Annotated in this window: 17 protein-coding genes and 1 pseudogene; 7 read left to right on the top strand and 11 right to left on the bottom strand. The window is 72.0% G+C overall.

All coding sequences use genetic code 11. The annotated features are described in order from the left end of the window. Nucleotides 1-37: 37 nt before the first annotated feature. The gene (locus OG429_RS36195; protein ID WP_328929485.1) at nt 38-1,762 is read right to left on the bottom strand and encodes an acyl-CoA dehydrogenase family protein; all 1,725 of its coding nucleotides are present in this window, start codon (nt 1,760-1,762) and stop codon (nt 38-40) included. Between the two features lie 82 nt (nt 1,763-1,844). Next, nucleotides 1,845-2,399 (bottom strand): PadR family transcriptional regulator, encoded by a 555-nt coding sequence (locus OG429_RS36190; protein WP_328929484.1) that lies wholly within the window; start codon nt 2,397-2,399, stop codon nt 1,845-1,847. A gap of 203 nt (nt 2,400-2,602) precedes the next feature. On the opposite strand from OG429_RS36190, the pseudogene OG429_RS41590 reads away from it, so the two are divergent. Next, nucleotides 2,603-4,482, top strand: a pseudogene (locus tag OG429_RS41590) (protein kinase domain-containing protein). A 59-nt stretch (nt 4,483-4,541) separates the two neighbouring features. Here the strand turns inward: OG429_RS41590 and OG429_RS36175 are convergent. After that, nucleotides 4,542-5,159, bottom strand: coding sequence for a flavodoxin family protein (locus OG429_RS36175; RefSeq protein ID WP_328929482.1), 618 nt, complete (start codon nt 5,157-5,159; stop codon nt 4,542-4,544). 110 nt (nt 5,160-5,269) lie between these two features. Continuing rightward, a complete protein-coding gene (locus tag OG429_RS36170; RefSeq protein ID WP_328929481.1) occupies nt 5,270-5,680 on the bottom strand; it encodes a Fur family transcriptional regulator in 411 nt (136 codons plus the stop codon). A 242-nt stretch (nt 5,681-5,922) separates the two neighbouring features. On the opposite strand from OG429_RS36170, the gene OG429_RS36165 reads away from it, so the two are divergent. Next, nucleotides 5,923-6,084, top strand: coding sequence for a hypothetical protein (locus OG429_RS36165; protein ID WP_328929480.1), 162 nt, complete (start codon nt 5,923-5,925; stop codon nt 6,082-6,084). Next, nucleotides 6,068-8,299, top strand: a complete 2,232-nt coding sequence (gene katG / locus OG429_RS36160; RefSeq protein WP_328929479.1) for a catalase/peroxidase HPI — start codon at nt 6,068-6,070, stop codon at nt 8,297-8,299. Before OG429_RS36165 ends, katG begins: the two co-directional genes overlap by 17 nt. Before the next feature lie 56 nt (nt 8,300-8,355). Here katG and OG429_RS36155 read toward each other — a convergent pair whose 3' ends face one another. After that, the gene (locus tag OG429_RS36155; RefSeq protein ID WP_328929478.1) at nt 8,356-9,771 is read right to left on the bottom strand and encodes a M1 family metallopeptidase; all 1,416 of its coding nucleotides are present in this window, start codon (nt 9,769-9,771) and stop codon (nt 8,356-8,358) included. 67 nt (nt 9,772-9,838) lie between these two features. Further along, nucleotides 9,839-13,783 carry a Pls/PosA family non-ribosomal peptide synthetase gene (locus tag OG429_RS36150; RefSeq protein ID WP_328929477.1) on the bottom strand — a complete coding sequence of 1,315 codons (3,945 nt, stop codon included), beginning with the start codon at nt 13,781-13,783 and terminating at the stop codon, nt 9,839-9,841. Nucleotides 13,784-13,994: 211 nt separating this feature from the next. Between OG429_RS36150 and OG429_RS36145 the strand changes: the two genes are divergently transcribed. The 3 genes from OG429_RS36145 to OG429_RS36135 all read left to right on the top strand — a co-directional run bounded on the left by OG429_RS36145 (nt 13,995) and on the right by OG429_RS36135 (nt 15,688). Then, the gene (locus tag OG429_RS36145; protein WP_328929476.1) at nt 13,995-14,432 is read left to right on the top strand and encodes a VOC family protein; all 438 of its coding nucleotides are present in this window, start codon (nt 13,995-13,997) and stop codon (nt 14,430-14,432) included. Nucleotides 14,433-14,473: 41 nt separating this feature from the next. Next, a complete protein-coding gene (locus OG429_RS36140; protein ID WP_328929475.1) occupies nt 14,474-14,674 on the top strand; it encodes a DUF5988 family protein in 201 nt (66 codons plus the stop codon). Nucleotides 14,675-14,950: 276 nt separating this feature from the next. Then, nucleotides 14,951-15,688: a VOC family protein gene (locus OG429_RS36135; protein ID WP_328929474.1), complete on the top strand. Its 738-nt coding sequence runs from the start codon at nt 14,951-14,953 to the stop codon at nt 15,686-15,688. A gap of 27 nt (nt 15,689-15,715) precedes the next feature. Here OG429_RS36135 and OG429_RS36130 read toward each other — a convergent pair whose 3' ends face one another. The 4 genes from OG429_RS36130 to OG429_RS36115 form a co-directional block, all read right to left on the bottom strand. Next, nucleotides 15,716-16,207, bottom strand: coding sequence for a hypothetical protein (locus OG429_RS36130; RefSeq protein ID WP_328929473.1), 492 nt, complete (start codon nt 16,205-16,207; stop codon nt 15,716-15,718). Nucleotides 16,208-16,373: 166 nt separating this feature from the next. Further along, entirely contained in the window at nt 16,374-17,141 is a 768-nt protein-coding gene (locus OG429_RS36125) for an IclR family transcriptional regulator domain-containing protein (protein WP_328930531.1), read from the bottom strand. 938 nt (nt 17,142-18,079) lie between these two features. Then, nucleotides 18,080-18,658 carry an RNA polymerase sigma factor gene (locus OG429_RS36120; RefSeq protein ID WP_328929472.1) on the bottom strand — a complete coding sequence of 193 codons (579 nt, stop codon included), beginning with the start codon at nt 18,656-18,658 and terminating at the stop codon, nt 18,080-18,082. Nucleotides 18,659-19,016: 358 nt separating this feature from the next. Next, complete coding sequence (locus OG429_RS36115) at nt 19,017-19,589, bottom strand: putative glycolipid-binding domain-containing protein (protein ID WP_328929471.1); 573 nt, start codon at nt 19,587-19,589, stop codon at nt 19,017-19,019. A gap of 127 nt (nt 19,590-19,716) precedes the next feature. Here OG429_RS36115 and OG429_RS36110 point away from each other — a divergent pair, with 127 nt between their 5' ends. Next, a complete protein-coding gene (locus tag OG429_RS36110; protein ID WP_328929470.1) occupies nt 19,717-19,998 on the top strand; it encodes a hypothetical protein in 282 nt (93 codons plus the stop codon). Between the two features lie 43 nt (nt 19,999-20,041). Here the strand turns inward: OG429_RS36110 and OG429_RS36105 are convergent, their stop codons facing one another. Next, nucleotides 20,042-20,947 (bottom strand): hypothetical protein, encoded by a 906-nt coding sequence (locus OG429_RS36105; protein ID WP_328929469.1) that lies wholly within the window; start codon nt 20,945-20,947, stop codon nt 20,042-20,044. Between the last annotated feature and the right edge of the window lie 96 nt (nt 20,948-21,043).

Here is a 21,043-nt window from a genome sequence, read left to right as displayed (position 1 = left end):
ACTGCCGGGAGCCGTCCGCCCGGTGTGGACCGGTGGGTCAGGGGGCCATCTCGTACGCCCCGGCCAGTGCCTCCACGCGCGCCCAGACGCGCGCCGAGCGGTCGGCGTCGACGACCGGGCGCCGGACCGCGCCGAGGGCCCAGCTCTGCTGGTCCGCGGTGGCGGAGTCCTTGCCGTACAGCTCCACCGCGTGCTCGGAGAAGTCGCGCACGAGGACCCCGAACAGCTCGTCGAGCACGTCCTCGTCCAGACCGGACAGCTGTGCCTGCTCCAGGATCAGCTGGCCGTGCACGACCAGCGCGAACAGCTGGCCCACGGCCAGAAGGAGATCGAGGTCCCGGCTCTGCTCCTCGCCGGGGGCGGCGGTCGTGACGAACTCGCACAGGGCGTCGGCCTGTTCGCGGAAGCGGCCGACGTTGGGCACGGCCGCGTGCGCGTCGAAGGCCGTGCGCCAGTCGTGGAAGCGTACGGAGCCCAGGCCGCGGGCCGGGCCCTGGCGGAAGAGGAAGTCGTCGTCGGCCGCGTCCAGGCGGGTCGGCACGGCCGGGTACTCGACCGGCTCCAGCAGGTGGTTGCGCATGAACTTGAGGATCAGGGCCAGGTTGACGTGGACCGTGCCCTCCAGCTTCGGAAGGCCGCGGATCTCGACCGCCGCCTGGGCGAAGTAGGTGTCCTTCTCGAAGCCCTTCGCCGCGATGACGTCCCACATCAGGTCGATGACCTTCTCGCCCTCCGTGGTCACCTTCATCTTGGTCATCGGGTTGAACAGCAGGTACCGGCGGTCGTCGGGCCCGGCCGAGCGGAAGTAGTCGACGGCGCGGTCGCTGAACAGCTTCATGCCGACGAGGCGGACGTAGGCGTCGGTCAGCTCGCGGCGCACGTGCGGGAAGGCGGTGACGGGGCGTCCGTAGAGGATGCGGCCCTGCGCATGGGTGACGGCCTCGTACATCGCGTGCTCGCAGATGCCGATGGACGCGGTGCAGAGGTTGAACTTGCCGACGTTGACCGTGTTGAGCGCGGCGTCGAAGGCGGCGCGGCCGGTGTGCAGGACGTCGTCGGCGCCGACCGGATAGTCGACGAGCCGGAACTCGCTGACGTACTTGGAGGAGTCGACGACGTTCTTCACGAGCTGGTACGCGGGGTGGCGGCTGTCGGCGGCGAAGAAGACGTAGCCGTCGGGGCCGTCGATGTCGGTGCGGCGGCCGAACACGGAGACGAGACCCGCGGCGTTGCCGTTGCCGATGTAGTACTTGGACCCGCTGGCCCGGAATCCGCCGTCGCCATCGGGCTCCAGCAGCATGTCGGTCGAGTAGATGTCGGCGCCGTGGGCCTTCTCGGAGAGGCCGAAGGCGAACACCTCGCCCTCGCGCAGGAGTTCCGCCGCACGGCTGCGGGCGGCGGCGTTGTCGCTCTGCCAGACCGGCCCGAGACCGAGGATGGTGACCTGCCAGGCGTACCAGTAGTCCAGGCCGTAGAAGCCGAAGATCTCGTTGAGCGCGGCGATCCGTGCGGTGTCCCAGCGCTTGTCCGGCTCGTCCTGGCCCGCGGCGGGGGCCGGGGTCAGGAAGGTCGCGAAGAGCCCCTCCTTCGCGGAGAACGCGAGGAAGTCCCCCAGCCACGCGCGCGAGCGGTAGTCCTCGATCAGCCTGCGCTTGCCGCGGTCCTCGAACCAGTCGACGGTGGCGCGCAGCAGCCTGCGCGTCTCGGGGTCGAAATGCGCGGGGTCGTAGGTGCGCGGGTTGAACAGCAGCGGGTCGGTCATGGAGGTTCGCCTTTCGGTGGTGGATGAGGGGTGCGGGATGAGGGGTGCGGGATGAGACGTACGGGGTGAGCGGTGCGGGTGATCAGGGGGCCGCGGTCCGCCGGAGCGTGGCCAGTACGTCCTCCAGCCAGGCGAGCTGCATCCGCTCGTAGGCGATGCCGCCGCGGAGAACGACGTGCTGGAGCTCCCGCCCGGCGTCCGGCGCCGCGGGAGCGTCAGAGCCGGTGAAGTCGCGCAGCTCTCCCGCGAGGTAGTGCGTGAGCCGGTCGGCGTGCGCGCGGTGGTGCCGTTCGACCTCGCGGATCAGTGCGGCCGGGTCGTCGAAGGCCGCGCCGCGGATCTTCACGGCGAGTTCGTGCCGGACGCTGTCGGGCTGGATCGGCTCGTGGAGCCAACCGGAGAGGGCGGCCCGGCCCGCCGCGGCGACGGAGTACTCCTTCTTGTCCGGCCTCGTCTGCTGGGGCACCTCGCGGACGTCGAGCCAGCCGTCGCCCTCCATGCGCTTGAGCACGCGGTAGATCTGCTGGTGGGTGGCGGTCCAGAAGTAACCGATGGACCGGTCGAACCGGCGGGCCAGCTCATATCCGGAGCCAGGCTGCTCCAGCAGGGAGACGAGGATCGCGTGCTCAAGTGCCATGCCTCCGATCCTTCTATGCAACTCGTTGCATAGACAAGCGTCACCGCCCCGGTGAGACGCGGCTCACGGCGCCGGCTCCCGGGTCCGCACCGATGGCCGGCCGCGGCCCGTCGAGGAGCAAGTCGGCGTTCACCCGGGCGCGTTGCCGTCGCGGGAATCGGGTTAGATTCCTAGAAACTGTTTCTAATTCGAGCGGGGCTGACGTGTTAGAGCTCAGGGGGAGCGGGGCCGAGCCTCTGGAGGCGGGGGATCCGCACCGGATCGGGTCGATTCCGCTGGCGGGCAGGCTCGGGGCCGGAGGCATGGGGCGGGTGTACCTCGGGGTCCACGAGGGCCGGTACGTCGCCGTCAAGCAGCTGCTGGCCTCCGTCGTCGGCGAGGACGAGGACTTCGTGCGCCGTTTCGGGCACGAACTGGACAATCTCGCCCGGCTTCCGGCGGAGGCCACCGCGCCGCTGCTCGCCAGCGACCGCACCGCGAGGCCCCCGTGGTTCGCCACCGCCTACATCCCCGGGCTCACCCTGCGGGAAGCCGTCGGGCTGCACGGCGGCCCACTGCCCGCGCAGGCCCTGTGGCTGCTGCTGCGGGAAGCGGCGGCGGGCCTGGCGGCGGTGCACGCGCTGGACATGGTGCACCGGGACCTCAAGCCGTCCAACGTCATGCTGACCCTCGACGGCCTCACCCTCATCGACTTCGGCGTCGCCCGGGCCGCCGAGCAGAGCCAGCTGACCAGGACCGGCATGGTCGTGGGCACGCCCGCCTACATGGCACCCGAACAAGCCTCGGGCACACGGCGGCTGAGCGGCGCCACCGACGTGTTCGCGCTGGGCTCGGTGCTGGCGTACGCCGCGTGCGGACAGCCGCCCTTCGGCGACGAGTCGGGGCCCGGGGTGCTGTACCGCATCGTCCACGAGGAGCCCGACCTGGAGCCGTTGCGGGAGCTGGAACCGGAGCTCGCCGAGCTCGTCGCGGCCTGTCTCGACAAAGACCCCGAAGGCAGGCCCACCGCCGCCGAACTCCTCGAACGCGCCGAACAGCACATCCCGGCCACCGCGCCGCCATGGCCGGCGGCCGTCGCCGAGCGCCTGGCCGAGCGGGCCGCCTTCGCCGCGAACGTGCAGGCGGTCGACGTACCGACAGTCCCCCTCACCGGCGAAAACCCCGAACCGGAAGGGCTGAAGGGACCGGAGAAGGAGCCGGAGAAGGCCCCCGGGGCGGAGCCCACCCCCGCGGTGGAGCCCCTTCCGGCACGGCCCGAGCCGCGGCCCGAACGGCCTGAACGGCGCCGCCGTACCCGCGTCTTCCTCGCCGTCGTCCCCGTCGTCGTGGTCGCGGGCGGTACGACACTCGCGATCCAGCACCTCCCGAACACGACCTCGCCGCAGGCCGGGGCCCGGACCACCCCGTCCGTCCAGATCACGGCGCCGGGCGACCCGACGGCCCCGCCGGCGAGCGGCAGCCCGTCCGGGACGGCGTCACCCGCGCAGTCGCCCGCCCAGGACAAGCCCGAGGGGGACGGCAGCGACAAGGGCCGGTCCGGGCCGGGCGGCGCCCCGGTCGCGGTCGCCGGGGGCGCCGGAACCGGCCCCGGAGGCGGAGCGCGAGCGGCGGTCAGAGCGGCTCGGGCGGATCCGGAAGCTCCGCGAACGCGGGCGGCACCGGCACCACGCGCCCCACCGGCGGCGGGACGACCACCGCCCCCACGGCCCCGGCGCCCCCGGAATCCGGCACCTACCGCTACCGCAACGGCAACAACAGCAAGTGCATCACCCAGATCTACGGTGCCTCGGACTTCGGCGACTGCGCGAACGCGACCGCCCGATGGACCGTGCAGAGCACGTCGGACGGCAGTTTCAAGCTCGTCAACCAGCAGAGCGGCGGGTGCCTGTACTCCAACGGTCTCGGCCAGGCCGTCTTCGTGGGCGACTGCGCCCAGGACTTCGGCCGACTGTGGCGTACGGGTTCGGGCGGCAGCCTGCGCAGCGACTACGGCGGCGGCTGCCTCGACCTGGGCATGGCCAGCGGCCTGGTGACGAAGACGTGCGGCGGGGAGGCGTCACAGCGCTGGACGAGGCAGACCTAGGCGGACCCGGGCGGACCCGACCCGGGCGGACGGGACACCTCCCGGGTCTGCCGCCCCGGCTACCGGCCCGCGGGGTCCTGCTCGTACGGGAACCGGGCGAGCGGGGCCTCGCGCTGGAAGAACGTCTTCGCTCGGATCGCCGCGCGCTCGTCGTCGCGTACCTGGCCGGGGCGGGAGCCGTTGCCGAGCAGCACACCGCCGAACCGCATCCGCAGGTACGCGGCGGTGTGGTTGAGGCTGGTCGCCAGACCGTCGGCGACCACCTCGTCCTCGTCCGCCATGACCGTCACCCCCCACAGGGTCCGGCCCGCCATCCGCTGCTTGAAGTCCAGGCCGGGCACCGCGAGCCAGCCCGACCAGTAGTCGAGGTAGCGCTTGGTGTGCGCGGAAAGGGCGTACCAGTACAAGGGCGAGGCGATGACGATGTCGGTGGCCTCCAGGGTGGCCCGGCGCAGTTGTTCCTCGTGCTCGCCGACGGTCCAGGAGCCGGTGTCGTGCCGCCCGTCCTGGAAGTCGGGCAGCGGCAGCCGGGCCAGGTCCACCCAGCGCTGCGGGACGCCGGCGGGCAGCTGTTCGGCGGCCGCCCGCGCCAGGATCTCGGTGTTGCCGTCCGGACGGGAGCTGCCGAGGACGAAGAGGAACGAGCGGTCTGCGTCGCGGGGCGTCTCGGTGGTCATGTCTGCTCCGGTCGTCGGACCCCCGGGCACCAGGGGGAATCGGATGCTTCCACCCCTCCAACCCCCCGGGTCTCAAAGGTTATTCCGGCAGACGGCAGGGCGAACTCGACCTAGGCGCAGGCCGGGCACAGCCCGCGGTAGGTGATCTCGACCTCGGACACCGTGAAGCCGAACCGCTCCTCGGCCGGGAGGCCGGCCAGCGCGTCGCCGGCCGGGCGGACGTCGCGGATGAGGCCGCAGTCGGAGCACACCAGGTGCTGGTGCGGTTGGTGCGCGTTCGGGTCGTAGCGCTTCGCACGCCCGTTGGTGGAGACCTCCACGACCTCGCCGAGGGAGACGAGCTCGCCCAGGGCGTTGTAGACCGTCGCGCGGGAGATCTCGGGCAGCAGCCGCACCGCGCGGGCGTGCACCTCGTCGGCGGTGAGGTGCACGTGCTCTCCGTCGAGGACCTCCGCGACGACCCGCCGCTGGGACGTCATCCGCCAGCCACGCCCCCGCAGCCGCTCCAGCAGGTCACTCATATATCGGTTCCCCTCTTCGGTTCGGTGGGATGCCCCGGCGTGTGTGCGCAGACGTCCGGGATCCGACGGCATATGGGGTTGGCGGCCTTCTTGACTTGGATTCTGTCCATCGTAGGATCGGTTTCACAGATAGCAAAGAGGCAGGACGACTCCACAGCGGCGGGAGACAGAGACGTGACGGACCACCGCCGAGGAGCCCAGCGGTGCCGGCATGCCGCAGGTGACGGCCGCTCGCGTCCCACTTGTTCGAGACCGTCCGGGACGGTGACCACCTCGGCGTCGAGGAGATCGACACGGCCGAGGACATGTGCCGGGGCCCGGAGCCCCGGCTGTTCCACCGCATTCAGTTCCTGAACACCGCGATCCGCCTGGTACGGAAGGATTCCCATGTCCGAGAACCATGATGCAATCGTCGTAGACGCGAAGGCCGAGGGCGTAGGTGGCTGCCCGGTCGCGCACGGGCGCGCGCCGCACCCGACGCAGGGCGGCGGAAACCGCCAGTGGTGGCCCGAGCGGCTCAACCTGAAGATCCTCGCCAAGAACCCGGCCGTCGCCAACCCGCTCGGCGAGGAGTTCGACTACGCCGCGGCGTTCCAGACCCTCGATCTCCCGGCGGTCAAGCAGGACATCGCGGAGGTGCTGACGACCTCGCAGGACTGGTGGCCCGCCGACTTCGGCCACTACGGCCCGTTCATGATCCGGATGGCCTGGCACAGCGCCGGCACCTACCGGATCAGCGACGGCCGCGGCGGCGCCGGGGCCGGCCAGCAGCGCTTCGCCCCCCTGAACAGCTGGCCGGACAACGGCAACCTCGACAAGGCCCGCCGTCTGCTGTGGCCGGTCAAGAAGAAGTACGGCCAGAGCCTCTCGTGGGCCGACCTGATGATCCTCACCGGTAACGTCGCCCTGGAGCAGATGGGCTTCGAGACCTTCGGCTTCGGCGGTGGCCGCGCCGACGTCTGGGAGCCCGACGAGGACGTCTACTGGGGTCCCGAGACCACCTGGCTCGACGACGAGCGCTACACCGGCGAACGCGAGCTGGAGAACCCCCTGGGCGCGGTCCAGATGGGGCTCATCTACGTCAACCCCGAGGGCCCGAACGGCAACCCGGACCCGCTCGCCGCGGCCCGCGACATCCGTGAGACCTTCCGCCGGATGGCGATGAACGACGAGGAGACCGTCGCCCTGATCGCGGGCGGTCACACCTTCGGCAAGACCCACGGCGCGGGTCCCGCGGAGAACGTCGGCGCCGATCCCGAAGCCGCCTCGATAGAGGAGCAGGGCCTCGGCTGGAAGAACGCCTACGGCACCGGCAAGGGCGCCGACGCGATCACCAGTGGTCTCGAAGGCATCTGGACGAACACCCCGACCGCCTGGGACAACAGCTTCTTCGACATCCTGTTCGGCTACGAGTGGGAGCTGTTCAAGAGCCCCGCCGGCGCCCACCAGTGGCGGCCGAAGGAGGGCGCCGGGGCGGGCACCGTGCCCGACGCCCACGACCCGTCGAAGAGCCACGCCCCGACGATGCTCACCACCGACCTGTCGCTGCGGTTCGACCCGGCCTACGAGCAGATCTCGCGGCGCTTCCACGAGGACCCCGCCGAGTTCGCGGACGCCTTCGCCCGCGCGTGGTTCAAGCTGACCCACCGCGACATGGGCCCGGTCGTGCGCTACCTCGGCCCCGAGGTCCCGGCCGAGACGCTCCTGTGGCAGGACCCCCTGCCCGCCGTCACGCACGAGCTCGTCGACGCCGCGGACATCGCCTCCCTCAAGAGCCGGATCCTCGCGTCGGACCTGTCGGTGTCCCAGCTCGTCTCCACCGCGTGGGCGGCGGCCTCGTCCTTCCGCGGCAGCGACAAGCGCGGCGGCGCCAACGGTGCGCGCATCCGCCTCCAGCCGCAGAGCGGGTGGGAGGTCAACGAGCCCGACGAGCTCGCCACCGTCCTGCGGACCCTGACGGGGATCCAGGAAGCCTTCAACGCCGCGCAGACCGGCGGCAAGCGGATCTCGCTCGCCGACCTCATCGTGCTGGCCGGCGGCGCGGCCGTCGAGCAGGCCGCCAAGGACGCCGGCTCCGAGATCACGGTCCCCTTCGCACCGGGCCGCGCGGACGCCTCGCAGGAGCAGACCGACGTGGAGTCCTTCGCCGCGCTGGAGCCGACCGCCGACGGGTTCCGCAACTACCTCGGGAAGGGCAACCGGCTGCCTGCCGAGTACCTGCTGCTCGACCGGGCGAACCTGCTGGCCCTGAGCGCCCCCGAGCTGACGGTCCTCATCGGTGGCCTGCGCGTCCTCGGCGCGAACCACCAGCAGTCCGCGCACGGTGTCTTCACCACGACCCCCGGGTCCCTGACGAACGACTTCTTCGTCAACCTGCTCGACCTGGGCACGGCGTGGACGGCAACGTCCGGGGACGCGAACACCTTCGAGGGCCGCGACGCCGCCACGGGCGAGGTCAAGTGGACGGGCACCCGTGCCGACCTCGTCTTCGGGTCGAACTCCGAGCTGCGCGCGCTCGCGGAGGTCTACGCGAGCGATGACGCGAAGCAGAAGTTCGTGAAGGACTTCGTCGCGGCGTGGGACAAGGTCATGAACCTCGACCGGTTCGACCTCGCCTGATCAGCGGGTCCGGGCCGGCCCCGCCGGCCGGCCCGGACCTCCTCGGCGGAATTCCGCTACGCGGAAGCCCTGCCCCGGCCCGTGGGCCCGCCGTTCGTGGGCGGGTACTCCGGCCTCGCCGGTATCGACGGCCGCGCGGGCGCCGAGGGCGCCGAGGGCAGCGGCGGGAGGGACGGCTCGTACAGCCAGGCCGAGAACACGTCGTCCATCGGCGTGGCCGCGTACCGGACCACATGGTTGGTGAAGCCGGCGGTGGTCACCACTCCGTGGCGGTGGATGGTGGCCCAGTCACGCAGCATGCGGAAGAACGCGCCGTCGCCCAGGGCGCAGCGGATCGCGTGCACGGCGAGCCCCCCGCGCTGGTACAGGCGGTCGTCGAACATCAGCTTGCGGCCCGGGTCGACCACGTGCAGGTCCTGTGCCTGCGAGGCGAGCAGCCGGTGTGCGGCGGCCGCCAGCTCGTGCGCGGTGCGTCCGCCGGAGCGCTCCGACCAGAGCCATTCCGCGTACTTCGCGAAGCCCTCGTTCAGCCAGATGTGCCGCCAGTCGGCGATGGTCACGCTGTTGCCGAACCACTGGTGCGCGAGCTCGTGGGCGATCAGGCGCTCCGAACCGCGTACGCCGTCCACGTGGTTGGCGCCGAACAGGGAGAGGCCCTGGGCCTCCACGGGGACGTCGAGTTCCTCGTCGGCGACGACCACCGCGTACTCGCCGAAGGGATAGGGCCCGAACAGTTCCTCGAACAGCTGCATCATCGCGGGCTGCCGGGCGAAGTCGCGGGAGAACCGCGGCAGCAGGTGCGCCGGCACGTGGGCGCTCTGCGCAACGCCACCGAGCCCGGGATCGCCGAGCAGCACCGTCTGGTACATGCCGATGGACAGGCCGACCAGGTAGCTGGAGGTCGGCGCGGACTGCTCGTACACCCAGGTGGTGGTACTGGCCTTCGTCGTCCGGGTGAGCAGCCGGCCGCAGGCCACCACCGTGTAGGCGGAGGGCGTGTTGACGGAGATCTGGTACGAGGCCTTGTCGGCGGGACGGTCGTTGCACGGATACCAGGAGGGCGCGCCGACCGGCTGGCTGGCGACCAGCGCCCCGTCGGTCAGTTCCTCCCAGCCGAGGCCGCCCCACGGGCTCCGCACCGGCTTGGGGTTGCCCGCCCAGTGCACCTCCACGGTGAAGGCGGCGCCCGCCGGAAGCGGCTTGGCCGGCCGGATACGGAGTTTGCCGCCCCGGTGCGCGTAGTGCGGGGCCCGGCCGTTCACCAGCACCCGGCCCACTTTGAACTCGGCCAGGTTGAGGTGGAACTCGGTGAGGGGCGCCCGCCCGGCGATCGCGCTGAGCCGGGCCGACCCGGCGAGCCGGTTGGGGCCGGGACGGTATTCCAGAGCGAGTTCGTACCGGTGCACGCGGTAACGGGGGTCTCCGTTGGCCGGAAAGTACGGGTCCGATGCCGCTGTCTTCTGGCCGCTCACTGCCGCTTCCGCTCCCTGCGCTGTGCTCGTACGACGTGCTGGTTCTGTCGAGGACGGGCCGCCGTTCTCAGGACCGCCACGCCTCGATCGGATTGCCCAGCCAGCGGGTGTCGGCGGGGACGGATTCCCCGGCCATCACGAGTGACGCGGGACCCAGTGTGCTGCGGGCCCCGACCGTGCTCCCGGGCAGGACGATTCCGCCCGGGCCCAGGGTGGCGCCCTCACGGAGAACCACAGTATCCGTCCTCAAGATCCGGTCATGGAAGAGGTGGGTCTGGAGCACACAGCCACGGTTCACGCTGACGGCGTCGCCCAGCACCACCAGGTCCGTCTCGGGCAGCCAGTAGCTCTCGCACCACACGCCCCGGCCGATCCGCGCCCCGAGTCCGCGCAGCCACAGGGCCAGCAGCGGCGTACCGGGCACCGATCCGACCAGCCACGGCACGGCCAGTACCTCGACGAAGGTGTCGGCCAGCTCGTTGCGCCATACGAAGCCGCTCCACAGGGGGTGCTCCCCCGTTCGGTGCCGGCCCACCAGCAGCCACTTCGCGGTCACGGCGACCGCACACGCGGCCGCACCGGCGGCGAGCAGGGTCGCTCCGGACAGCAGCGCCGCTCCCCAGATCCCCAGGCCGCTCGCCGTGATCAGCGCGCAGAGCGCCGCCACGGTCAGCACGGCCAGGGCGGCCGAGCAGAACACCGGGACGAGTCGGCACAGCTCCACCAGTCCGCGCGCCCACAGCAGCCGCGCGGGCGGGTCGTACGTCCGGCTCCGGTCGGCATCCGAGGCGGAACGCGGCAGCCGGACCGGCGGCAGGCCCAGGTACGAGCTGCCCTTCTTGGCCTTCTTCGGGGTGGCGGACAGCACGCCGACCAGCCCGTCGTCCGGTACGTTGCGGCCCGGCGCGGTCATTCCGGAGTTGCCGAGGAAGGCCCGGCGGCCGATCTCGGAGTGTCCGATCCGCATCCAGCCGCCGCCCAGTTCGTACGGGGCGGTCAGGGTGTCGTCGGCGAGGAAGGCGCCTTCGCCGACGGTGGTGAGGCTCGGCAGCGCGAGCACGGTGGACACCTCCGCGCCGCGGCCGATCTTCATGCCGAGCAGCCGCAGCCACACCGGTGTGATCAGCCCGGCGTACAGCGGGAAGAGGGTTTCCCTGGACAGGTCCATCAGCTGGGTGACCGTCCAGGCCTGCCAGCCGATCCGGCTGTGCGTCGGATGGTTTCCCGTACGCAGCCCGAGGCTCAGCAGCCGTACCGAGACCAGCAGGAGCAGCGCGTACGCGAACCCGTACGCGAGCGCCCCGGGCACCACGGCGAGCAGCGCCCCGCGCAGGGCGTCGGCAAGGCTCGCGTCGGCCGGCACGAACCGGCTCAGCACGAGCAGGGCGGGCAGGGTGGCGAGCACGGGCAGGGCCGTGAGGCCGAAGCCGGCCGCCCCGTATGCGGCCCGCCAGGGGAGCCCGCGCGGCGGGCGTTCCTTGGGCCAGTTCCGCTTGGCCCTGCCCAGCTTGCCGGCGGGCGCTCCGGCCCAGCGCTGGCCTGTGGGGATCTGGCCGACCACGGCGGAGCCGGGGGCCACCTCGGCGCGCTTGCCGACGCGCGCGCCGGGGAAGAGGATGCTGCGGGTGCCGACCACGGCGCCCGCGCCGACCTTGACCGGGCCGATTTCGAGGCGGTCGCCGTCCAGCCAGTGCCCGGAGAGGTCCACCTCGGACTCGACGGCGCAGCCGCGGCCGAGCTTGAGCATGCCCGTGACCGGGGGCAGCGAGTGCAGGTCCACCTCGGGGCCGATCTTGGCACCGAGAGCGCGTGCGTAGCGCTCCAGCCAGGACCCGGTGAGTGAGGTCGCGCCGACGTACTCCGCCAGCCGCTCGGCCGTCCACAGCCTCAGGTGGACGCTTCCGCCGCGGGGGTGGCGTCCCGCCTTCACCCCGCGCAGCAGCAGGCGAGCGCCGCCGGCCGCGATCGCGAGGCGGCCCGGCGGGCTGAAGAGCAGCACCACGCCGGCGGCGACCAGCCACCAGGAGGCGGTCGGCGCCCACGGAAAGGGCCCGAACAGGTGCAGCACGTTGCCCAGGGCCAGCAGCGCCACGGTCCAGCGCAGGCCGACCAGGGTGAACAGCGGGAGCAGCAGGAGCGACTGGATCACCTTGGACCGCAGCGGGACCGGGAGGATGGTCCGGGCCGCGCCGTCGTCCTGTACGGACTTCTCCAGCCGCCGGGCCAGCTTGCGCAGGGTGGGCTGCTGGTAGATGTCGAGCACCGCCGCGCTCGGGTAGCGCGTGCGCAGCCGGGTGGTGAGCTGGGCGGCGGCGAGGCTGTTGCCGCCGATCGCGAAGAAGTCGTCGGCGGCGCCGGTGACGGCCACGCCGAGGGTCTCGCTCCACTGCTCGGCGAGCCAGGCCTCGGTTCCGTACAGTTGTTCGACTGGGCCGGTGGTCTCCAGTTCGGGCAGCGGCCAGGGCAGCGCGTCCCGGTCCACCTTGCCGGAGGTACGGGTCGGCAGCTCGTCGACCGGCGCGAGCAGCGGTACGAGGGCGGCGGGCAGCTCGGCGCGCAGCCGCTCCACGGCCGCCGCGCGGTCCCAGCCCTCCTGGGTGACCAGGTAGCCGACGAGCAGCTGGTTGCCGCTGCGCGCCGTGCGCACGGCGGCGGCGGCGCCGGCGACGCCGGGCAGGGCCTGCAGTGCGGAATCCACCTCGCCCAGCTCGATCCGGCGGCCGCCCAGCTTGATCTGCTCGTCGCCGCGGCCGAGGAAGACCAGCCCCTCCGGTTCCGCGCGGACGAGGTCACCGCTGCGGTAGGCGCGCTCCCAGCCGAGGGATTCCAGTGGGGCGTACTTCTCGGCGTCCTTCTCGGGGTCGAGGTAGCGGGCCAGGCCGACGCCGCCGATCACGAGCTGGCCGCTGCCGCCCATCGGCACCGGCTCACCGGACTCGTCGACCACGGCCAGTTCCCAGCCGTTCAGCGGAAGGCCGATCCGGATCGGCTCCTCGCCGGTCAGCAGCGAGGCGCAGGCGACGACGGTGGCCTCGGTGGGGCCGTACGTGTTCCAGACCTCGCGGCCCTCGGTGACCAGGCGCTGGGTCAGCTCGGGCGGGCAGGCCTCGCCGCCGAAGATCAGCAGCCGGACCTCACCCAGGTCGTCCGGCTCCCAGAGCGCGGCCAGTGTCGGCACCGTGGAGACCACGGTGATCTCCTGTTCCACCAGCCAGGGACCGAGGTCGGCGCCGCTGCGCACCTGGGAGCGGGGTACGGGCACGAGGCAGGCTCCGTGGCGCCAGGCCAGCCACATCTCCTCGCAGGAGGCGTCGAAGGCCACGGACAGTCCGGCCATGACCCGGTCGCCGGGTGCGATCGGCTCCTCGGCGAGGAACAGCGCGGCTTCGGCGTCCACGAAGGCGGCGGCGCTGCGATGGCTGACGGCGACGCCCTTGGGCTTGCCGGTGGAGCCGGAGGTGAAGATGATCCAGGCGTCGTGCTCGGGGCCGGGCCGCGCGGCGGAAGGGGTACGGGCGTCCGCGTGGCCGGTGGTGTCGATGCGCGCTCCGGCGCCCAGCACGGCCCGCACCCCGGCCTCGCCGAAGACCAGCTCGGCGCGCTCGTCCGGGTCCTCGGCGTCGACGGGCACGTAGGCGGCACCTGCGGCGAGGACGGCGAGGATGGCCACGTACAGCTCGTTGGTCCCGGACGGCACGCGTACGCCGACCCGGTCACCGAGCCCCACTCCGGCGGCCGCGAGGGCGCGCCGACGGCGCTCGACCTCGACGGCCAGTGTCCGGTAGGTCAGCCGGGCGGAGCCGTCGTCCAGGGCGAGCTCGTCGGGGTACTCCCGTACGGAGGCCTCGAAGACGTCGACGAGGGTACGCGGCGGGGCGGCGGGCCCGGCGGACAACCGGGCGGACTTGCCGGACTCCTCGTACGTCCCCTCGTACGACTCCTCGTGCGTCTCCCGGTGCGTCTCACCCTCGTCGAGCAGAGTGAGTTCACCACGCTCAGGTGTGGCTGCCATCGGCCCTCGTGTCTCGTTTCCGGAAAACCTCCGGGTCGCCGGGCGGAGCCCGGGTTTGCCCAGGTTGTTCCGGTCCAGCGCCAAACAGCCCTCCAGTCTAGTGCGTCGTCAAGGATTTTCCGGTTGAACCCTTGCGCGTGGCTGGGAAGGAACGGTATTGCGCATCGCCTAGTCTGCGAGAACTGACATCTCATGAGGAAAGGGGAATGTCATGCCTTCTCGACTTAATCCTTACATCAGCTTCGACGGCAACGCCCGCCAGGCCATGGAGTTCTACAAGAGGACCTTCGGCGGCATCCTCACGCTGAACACGTACGGTGACTTCGGCGGGCAGGAGGCCGGGAACGCCGGAGGGCCTCCCGGCGAGGCCGCTGAAAGGATCATGCACGGCATCCTCGAGACCGACAGCGGATTCACCCTGATGGCTGCCGACAACCCACCGGGAACGACGCACAAGCCCGGGAACAACATCGCGGTGAGCCTGAGCGGTGACGACGCCGGCGAACTGCGCGGTTACTGGGACGGTCTCTCCGCCGACGGCACGGTCGCGGTCCCGCTGGACAAGCAGATGTGGGGCGACGTCTTCGGCATGTGCACGGACCGCTTCGGCATCACCTGGATGGTCAACATCAGCGCCCAGCAGGCCTGATTCGACATGCGGGCGGTCCCGCAGGTCGGAAGACTGGAGACATGGCAGACAAGGCAGCGCTTGAAGGCGGCCCGGACGACCTGCGCGAGCGGATCGTCCCGGCCCCCGCCCCCGGAGAAGACCTGAAGATCCCGCACCTCGGCGGATACGAGCACTTCAGGCCCACGTCGCGGCACCGGGCCGGACCGGAGGGCGAGCTGCCCGTGTACGAGTGGTGGGAGCGGACGGAGATCGCCGAGTAGAGCGGTGACCGCGTCGTATCACCCGCCCGCTGCACGCGCGGCACGCGCCGCCACAGGGCACGGCACGGCCGGCGCCAGGGCCGGCTCCGCATCAACGGCTCGCCCGGCGGGAGCCGTTGGGAGGCGCCGAGGACGGTGCGGGCCGAGCCTCGCGGCCGGTCGCCCGCGCCGGAGCTACGGTGAGGAAGTCCCCCGCCCTGCGACCTGCAGATGAGGCTGACAGCTGTGTCGACGTCGAGCCATGAACTCTTTGGTGCACCGTGCTGGGTCAGCCTGATGACTCGGGATCTGGACTCCGCCCGGCGGTTCTACGGCGCCGTGCTGGGCTGGGAATTCCGCAGCACGCGCATCGGTGACGGTTTCACGGTCGCCCTGCGCGACGGAACTCCCGTCGCGGGCATGGGCGCGCTGGCCGAGGGCCTCAGTGTGCCGGTGGCGTGGACGCCGTACTTCGCCGTCGACGACGCCGACGCCACCGCCGCGCGCATCCGCGAACGCGGCGCGACCATGGCCGTCGGCCCTCTCGCCTTCGGCACCGGGCGGGCCGCCCTGGCAGCGGACCCCGCCGGGGCCGTCTTCGGCTTCTGGCAGGGCGAGGTCATCCCGGACTGGGCGGTGGGCCGGGGAAGCGCTCCGGCGTGGCTGGAACTGCGTACGCGCGACGCGTTCGCCGCGGCCATCTTCTACGGCGAGGTCCTCGACTGGGCCGCCGAGCGGCCCGGCTCGTGCACCGTCTCCTACGAGCACGACCACGTCGTGCTGCGGCACGGTCACGAAACCGTCGCGCGGATCAACGGTGGCGCTCTGGAGGAGGCCCCCGACCCGCTGGTCCGCCCCCGCTGGCACGTCCACTTCCACGTACCCGATCTGGAGCGTGCGGCGGACGCCGCCACCGCACTGGGCGGCCGGATCGCCGGTCCCGTCCGTACGACGAGCGCCGAGCGCTCGGTGACCCTCGGCGACCCCGAGGGCGCCCTCTTCACCGTGATGAGCCCCCAGCGCCCATCGGCCTGACTGCTGCGCCGCCTCGCGGCCGCGCCGTCAGTACACGAGCTTGTACGACACGTCCTTCTTCGCGTCCGGGTACGGCGCGTTGTCGGGGTAGACGAGCCGGATCATGGTGAAGCGCCGGACATGGTCGCGTTCCGGCCAGGGCTGCGGTTTGCTCAGGGTCACGGTCACCGGGTAGGGGTGGAAGCGGCCTGCGGCGCAGTTGGGGCTGCAGTCGTTCACCATGTCGGTACCGGTGGCCGTCGCGGTCCGCTGCCCCCAGGTGTCCCAGCGCAGCTCCACGAGGCGGTTGTTGCCGTCCCCGCAGGCCAGCAGGTATTCCTCCGGTCGCACCTGGGCCTGGTCGAAGCAGTCGGCGACCACGACCGTTCCCGGCTTCGGGGTCGGGGCCGGTGCGGCCCCCGGCTGCGCGGAGGCCGGAACGGCGGCCGCCACGAGGGCCGCTGCCGCGCACAACAAGGTGGCCGTCCGCACCCTGGGGCGGGGTGCACTGGCGAGCCGGCCGTCTCCTGAAGTCACCACGAGACCCTCCTCGTCTGTCCCACCGTCCACGCTGCTCGGCCATGCCCAGCTTCCCCCATCCGGGCGGACGGCGCACCCCGAGCCGCCGTGTCCCGGGCGGGCGTCCGCCTGGCTGAACAGCGGACGGCCCGTCACGCGTTCGCGGCAGGCCTGTCCTTCTCTCGGCCTAGAAGACCGTGGCCAGGAGGCCGCTCCCCGGCTCGCCCGCGCGGGCTGTCCGGCTCGGGGCGCTGCCGGCCACGACGAGGGCGAGCAGCACGGTGGCGGCCTCGCTCTGCAGGATCCGCGCGGCCTGCTGGAGACGGTACGGATCCGGGGCGGGGAGCGACAGGGCGAGGCACTCGGCGTTCCGGCCGGCGGTGATGGGGACCGCGGCGCACACCGTGCCCAGCGCGTATTCCTGCACGTCCAGCAGGGGTTGGTCGGGCTCGCGTGCGTCGAGCTGGTGGAAGAGCGTCTGGTGGCTGGTGATGGTGTGGGAGGTGAACCGGACGGCCCCGTGCCGGGACAGGTGGTCCCGTCGGCCCTCGTGGTCGAGCTGCGTCAGCAACGCCTTGCCGACGGCGGAGGCGTGCGCCGCCGTCCTGAAGTCCACCCATTCCTCCACCAGCGGTGTGGCCGGGCCGTCGGCATACTGGGTGATGGAAATGTCGCCATCGGTGTACCGGGCCACGTAGACGGCGGCGCCGACCGCGTCCCTCACCCACACCAGGGCCTCGTGGAGTTGCCCGCGCCGGTCCGCGTTCACCGCACCGGTCGGCAACAGGGCCCCACCCGCCACGTACGCGCCCGGCCCGATCGCGGTGGCGAGGTTCGCCCCGGTCAGCCGCTCCATCACCCGGGCCAGCACCAACCGGGGCAGTTTCGTCTCACGGGCGACCTGCGTCAGGCTCACGCCGCCCGAGTGGCGGTTGATGATCTCCAGGACACGCAAGGCCTGGTGAACGGATTCGAGCGCGGCGGACGCCGGCCGTCCCTCGGGGAACCTGCGTCCGGCCTGGGTCGGGCGGGGCGGCTTGAGTGCCTCGTGCGCCCACGCGTTCGCCTCGTCGGTCAGGCGCAGGGGATTGAGCCGGGCGTGCTGGGCGACGGCGACCGCGACGTGCGGGCCCGGGTGAAAGACCTCGCCGAGGTCCGGGTCCACCGAGCACAGCAGTGCGGTGACGGCCCCGCGCAGCTGTACGGGGAGCCGGTAGCCGGTGTGCCCGCAGCATCCGGGACCGCCCGCGAGGGTGGTGAGGTCCTGGGTGGTGATGGGCGGGGTGCTCCAGATGACCGATGCCCCGAGCGCGTCCTCCAGGTCATCGGGGATCCCGGGCAACGCGGACAGGCCTTCGTCCGCGGGCAGCAGCCCGGCCTGGCGCTTCCAGTGGCGGGCGGTGGCGACCTCGGCGCGGGCGAGGTGGTGGAGGTAGAGGCAGTGGGCACCGGTCCGCGAATCGGCTCCGGCCGCGTAACGGAACCAGAACTGCGCCCCCTCCGTCTTGCCGGCCAGGTGCAGGAGGCTGCCGAAGAGCAGCGCCGATTCCATGCTGTGGGGCCAGGATCCGGCGGCCAGGGCGAGCTGGGCGAAGGCCCTGTTCTCCACGAGGCGGCGGGTCAGGTCCTCCAGGCTCCTCGCGGCCCGTACATGGCAGGCGGCGTCGAGCACCAGGCGATCGGCCGACACCGAGGTCCCCTGTCCGGGCAGCGGCGCGGCGCCCCCCGCGCAGGCCTTCGTCTGGCGGGCGCGGTCGGCCACGACGCGGCGGGCGATCCGGCGGCGGGCGGCGTACTCGTCGTATCCGGCGTACTCCTCCGCCAGTACCGTCGCGTTCTCCAGGGCCGCGTCCAGTTCGCACAACTCCATGTCGCGGTCGCGTGTCATATCGCTCACTGGGCCTTCTCCTCTCCCGGGATCCAGTCCACCCCGAGCTTGCGGGACAGGGTTCGGCGTGCGCCGCGGATGTGCGAGCGGACGGTCGCGGGGGCGATGCCCATCATCCGGGCGACCGTGTCGTACTCGTTGCCCAGCAGGAAAGCCAGCAGCACCACGTCGTAGTGACGCTCGGGCAGGTCGGCGATGGCCGAGTACAGGCCGAGCTTGGACTCCAGCAGCTCCAGCCGTTCCCGGGAGGAACGGCGCAGAGCCGCGAACCAGGCCGTCTCCACCATCGCCACCGGCCGGTTCAGGGCGGCCATGCGCCGCTCGACGTGCTCCCGCAGCGCGGCCCAGGCGAAGGCGTGCAGGCTTGCCTCCTTCAGGGCGTGCGGCCACACCTTGAGCAGAAAGGTAAAGACGTCGTCGACCACGTCCTCGGCGTCCTTGCGGCCGCCCAGCTGAAGATGGGCGTAGCGCAGGTAGGCCCGGTGGTGCTGGGAGTGGAAGGCGGTGAAGTCCACCGGCAGCACCCCCACCAGCTCGCTGGAGACCGCCCGGTCTCCGGATGGGTCGAACTCGCCCTCACTCATGCACTCCTCCACAGCTGACATCAACGGCGAACACCCGGGACACGGTGGCGTCTATCAGCACGAGGGCGGCGATCTCGGCAACATTCACGTCGGCGGAAACCCTTCAAATGGCGTGTGCGAAACGGGCGTGCCTGCCCCCGGGCGCGGCAGCTGTGGAGCGTCGAGCGCCCCCTACGGACCACCCCATCGAAGAAAGCGCCCGTTCGTGCACGCCGCTGTCCGGAAATTTTCCGGATCGGGCGCATCCGGCCCTTCGCGCGCCCCTCACACCCACGCGCGCCGCTTCACACCCGCGCGCGCCGCCTCGCGTACGCGGGAGTCGCCTCGCGAACCCGGCAGCCGCCCCGCGGCGCGGGCGTCAGCGGGTGAGCGCCGTCGCCAGGAGCGGGTAGTCCAGTACCAGCCCGTCGTCGTCGAACTCGACGTCGCTGCGGAAGTCGCCGGACTCGTAGCGGATGCGCGCGCCGTGCTCGGCGCGGGCGAGGTGCGTGTACGTCTGCCGGTTCGCGCTGACGTCGAGGCCGGGGACGGAGACCCAGGCCATCAGGAAGTGGTGCGGGGCGGTTCCGGGCTGCCGGTGGAGGCCGTGACGGAGTACGGGCATGGTGTTGGTCACCGGGCACAGGCCCAGGTCGCAGTCGAGGGCGCCGTCGAGATCGGGCCGGTACTCGCCGTTCGCCGTCCAACGGCCCGCTTCGTTGCGCAGGTCCAGTGTCCGGGACGATGCCGCCGTCTCGACCGTGACGTGCAGGCGCGAGGTCACGTACGCGTCGGCGGTCTCCAGCGAGTACGTCACCCAGTACGGCTCGGGAACCAGGCCCACGGACCGCCCGCGCGCGGCGAGGCGGCTGCCGGTGAGGCCGAGCCAGGCCGTCGAGTACCCCCTGTCGGGGAAGATCTCCCAGGTGCGCGCGAGGTGACGAGTACTCATACGGGCGAGCCTACGTCGCGACGCCGTCCGCATACGGGAACGCAGCGCCCGGCCGCTCCCCGGCGACGGTGTGCGCGGGGCGCGCCGCAACCGGTGCCGAGCCAGTCGGAGAAGCGATGATGGACGCATGAACGAACACCGGTTCACCCTCGACTACGGCGACTCGACGGTCACTCCCGACGAACGGCGCCCACCCGTCTCCCGCCACCGCCTCCGCTTCGAGAACGTGAAGGGCGACGGCTGTACCGCCCCTGAGGGCAATAGCCGGCGGGCCGCATCGGACCTCGCCGTCGTCACCTGCGCGTGCGGCCTCGGCACCGAAGCGCTCGCGAGCGACGACGCGCGTCTCCTGTACGAGGAGCACCGCAATCTGATCCGCGACGAGATCACCGCCGGGGGCCGATCCTGACCGGCCGTCCGAGCGGCCGGCCGGTCCGCCGGGCAGGCACCGGTCACTGCATGGCGAAACCGTGTGGGTGGGCGGGGTCCTCGGGGCAGGCGAAGATGTTGAGCCTGCCGTAGTTGCCGACGGCGACCCCGGTCGGGCGGTTCGAGTCGGTCCCGGGGACGGCCCCGGCCTGCTGCGCCGGCCGCCAACTGGTGCTGTCGGAGCGCCACTCGTACGTATCGATCGTCAGGAGAAGCTCCATTCCGTGGCCGCAGCCGCGGCAGTCCATCGTCCCGGGGCCCGTGACGTTCCACGCGGCGTGCCCTCCGGCCTTCCAGCCGGGGGCGATGGACAGGTCGCTCTGGTAGCTCGGCCACGCGGAGGAGTCCTCGTCCTCCCCGTCGGAGGCCTCCTCGTCTGCGGCCTCCTCGTACGCGGCCTCCTCCTGGGCGTCTTCCCATTCCTCGACGCGCTCACCGAGCTCTCCGGTCAGCAGCTCGATGTAGGGGTACTCGGTGACCCGCTCCGGGTGCAGCACACACGGGTTCGGCACGTAGCCGTCGAAGCCGACGACCGTCGCCCGCGGCTGCTCCGCCAAGGCCTCGCGGACCTCTGCGGACCGGCGCCAGCGCAGCCGCACGTGCATGCCGTGACCTGTGGGACCGTGGCGGTCGAAGGGGCACCAGAACACCTGGAGCAGATCGCAGCCGTCGGGACCGGCGGGCAGGTCCGGGACGTCCCGGCTGTAGAGCTGGGCGACGGCGAGCAGCGGCCCGCTGTGTTCGTGCGGCTCGTCGCATGTCGGCCACGGCTCGTCGGCGGGCCACAGCAGCGGCCCGCCCACGTGGCTGTCGCCCGCCCCCGGGGAACCGGCGCGGGGGTGCAGCCGCGTTGCCGTACCCCGGTGGGCGGCCAGATCCGGGAACAGGGCCTCGACGTCCAGCGGCCGCGGCGGGGTGGTGAGGGTCATGGGGCAGAACCTACAAGGACCTCCCGCTGCCGGACGGGGGCGGGCGCGGCCCGTCCCGGCGCGTAGTCCCATGGCGCGCACACCCACCCGCTAACC

Source organism: Streptomyces sp. NBC_00190 (genome assembly GCF_036203305.1).
Taxonomy (GTDB): Bacteria; Actinomycetota; Actinomycetes; order Streptomycetales; family Streptomycetaceae; genus Streptomyces.
Note: the sequence above shows the minus strand (reverse complement) of the source record. Positions and strands in the feature narration are given on the sequence as shown.

Coding starts and splice junctions, on each gene's coding strand:
- OG429_RS36190 (WP_328929484.1), bottom strand. CDS start 2,399: ATGGCACTTGAGCACGCGATCCTCGTCTCCCTGCTGGAGCAGCCTGGC.
- OG429_RS36135 (WP_328929474.1), top strand. CDS start 14,951: ATGACTCGGGATCTGGACTCCGCCCGGCGGTTCTACGGCGCCGTGCTG.
- katG (WP_328929479.1), top strand. CDS start 6,068: ATGTCCGAGAACCATGATGCAATCGTCGTAGACGCGAAGGCCGAGGGC.
- OG429_RS36170 (WP_328929481.1), bottom strand. CDS start 5,680: ATGAGTGACCTGCTGGAGCGGCTGCGGGGGCGTGGCTGGCGGATGACG.
- OG429_RS36145 (WP_328929476.1), top strand. CDS start 13,995: ATGCCTTCTCGACTTAATCCTTACATCAGCTTCGACGGCAACGCCCGC.
- OG429_RS36115 (WP_328929471.1), bottom strand. CDS start 19,589: ATGAGTACTCGTCACCTCGCGCGCACCTGGGAGATCTTCCCCGACAGG.
- OG429_RS36140 (WP_328929475.1), top strand. CDS start 14,474: ATGGCAGACAAGGCAGCGCTTGAAGGCGGCCCGGACGACCTGCGCGAG.
- OG429_RS36195 (WP_328929485.1), bottom strand. CDS start 1,762: ATGACCGACCCGCTGCTGTTCAACCCGCGCACCTACGACCCCGCGCAT.
- OG429_RS36105 (WP_328929469.1), bottom strand. CDS start 20,947: ATGACCCTCACCACCCCGCCGCGGCCGCTGGACGTCGAGGCCCTGTTC.
- OG429_RS36110 (WP_328929470.1), top strand. CDS start 19,717: ATGAACGAACACCGGTTCACCCTCGACTACGGCGACTCGACGGTCACT.
- OG429_RS36175 (WP_328929482.1), bottom strand. CDS start 5,159: ATGACCACCGAGACGCCCCGCGACGCAGACCGCTCGTTCCTCTTCGTC.
- OG429_RS36150 (WP_328929477.1), bottom strand. CDS start 13,783: ATGGCAGCCACACCTGAGCGTGGTGAACTCACTCTGCTCGACGAGGGT.
- OG429_RS36120 (WP_328929472.1), bottom strand. CDS start 18,658: ATGAGTGAGGGCGAGTTCGACCCATCCGGAGACCGGGCGGTCTCCAGC.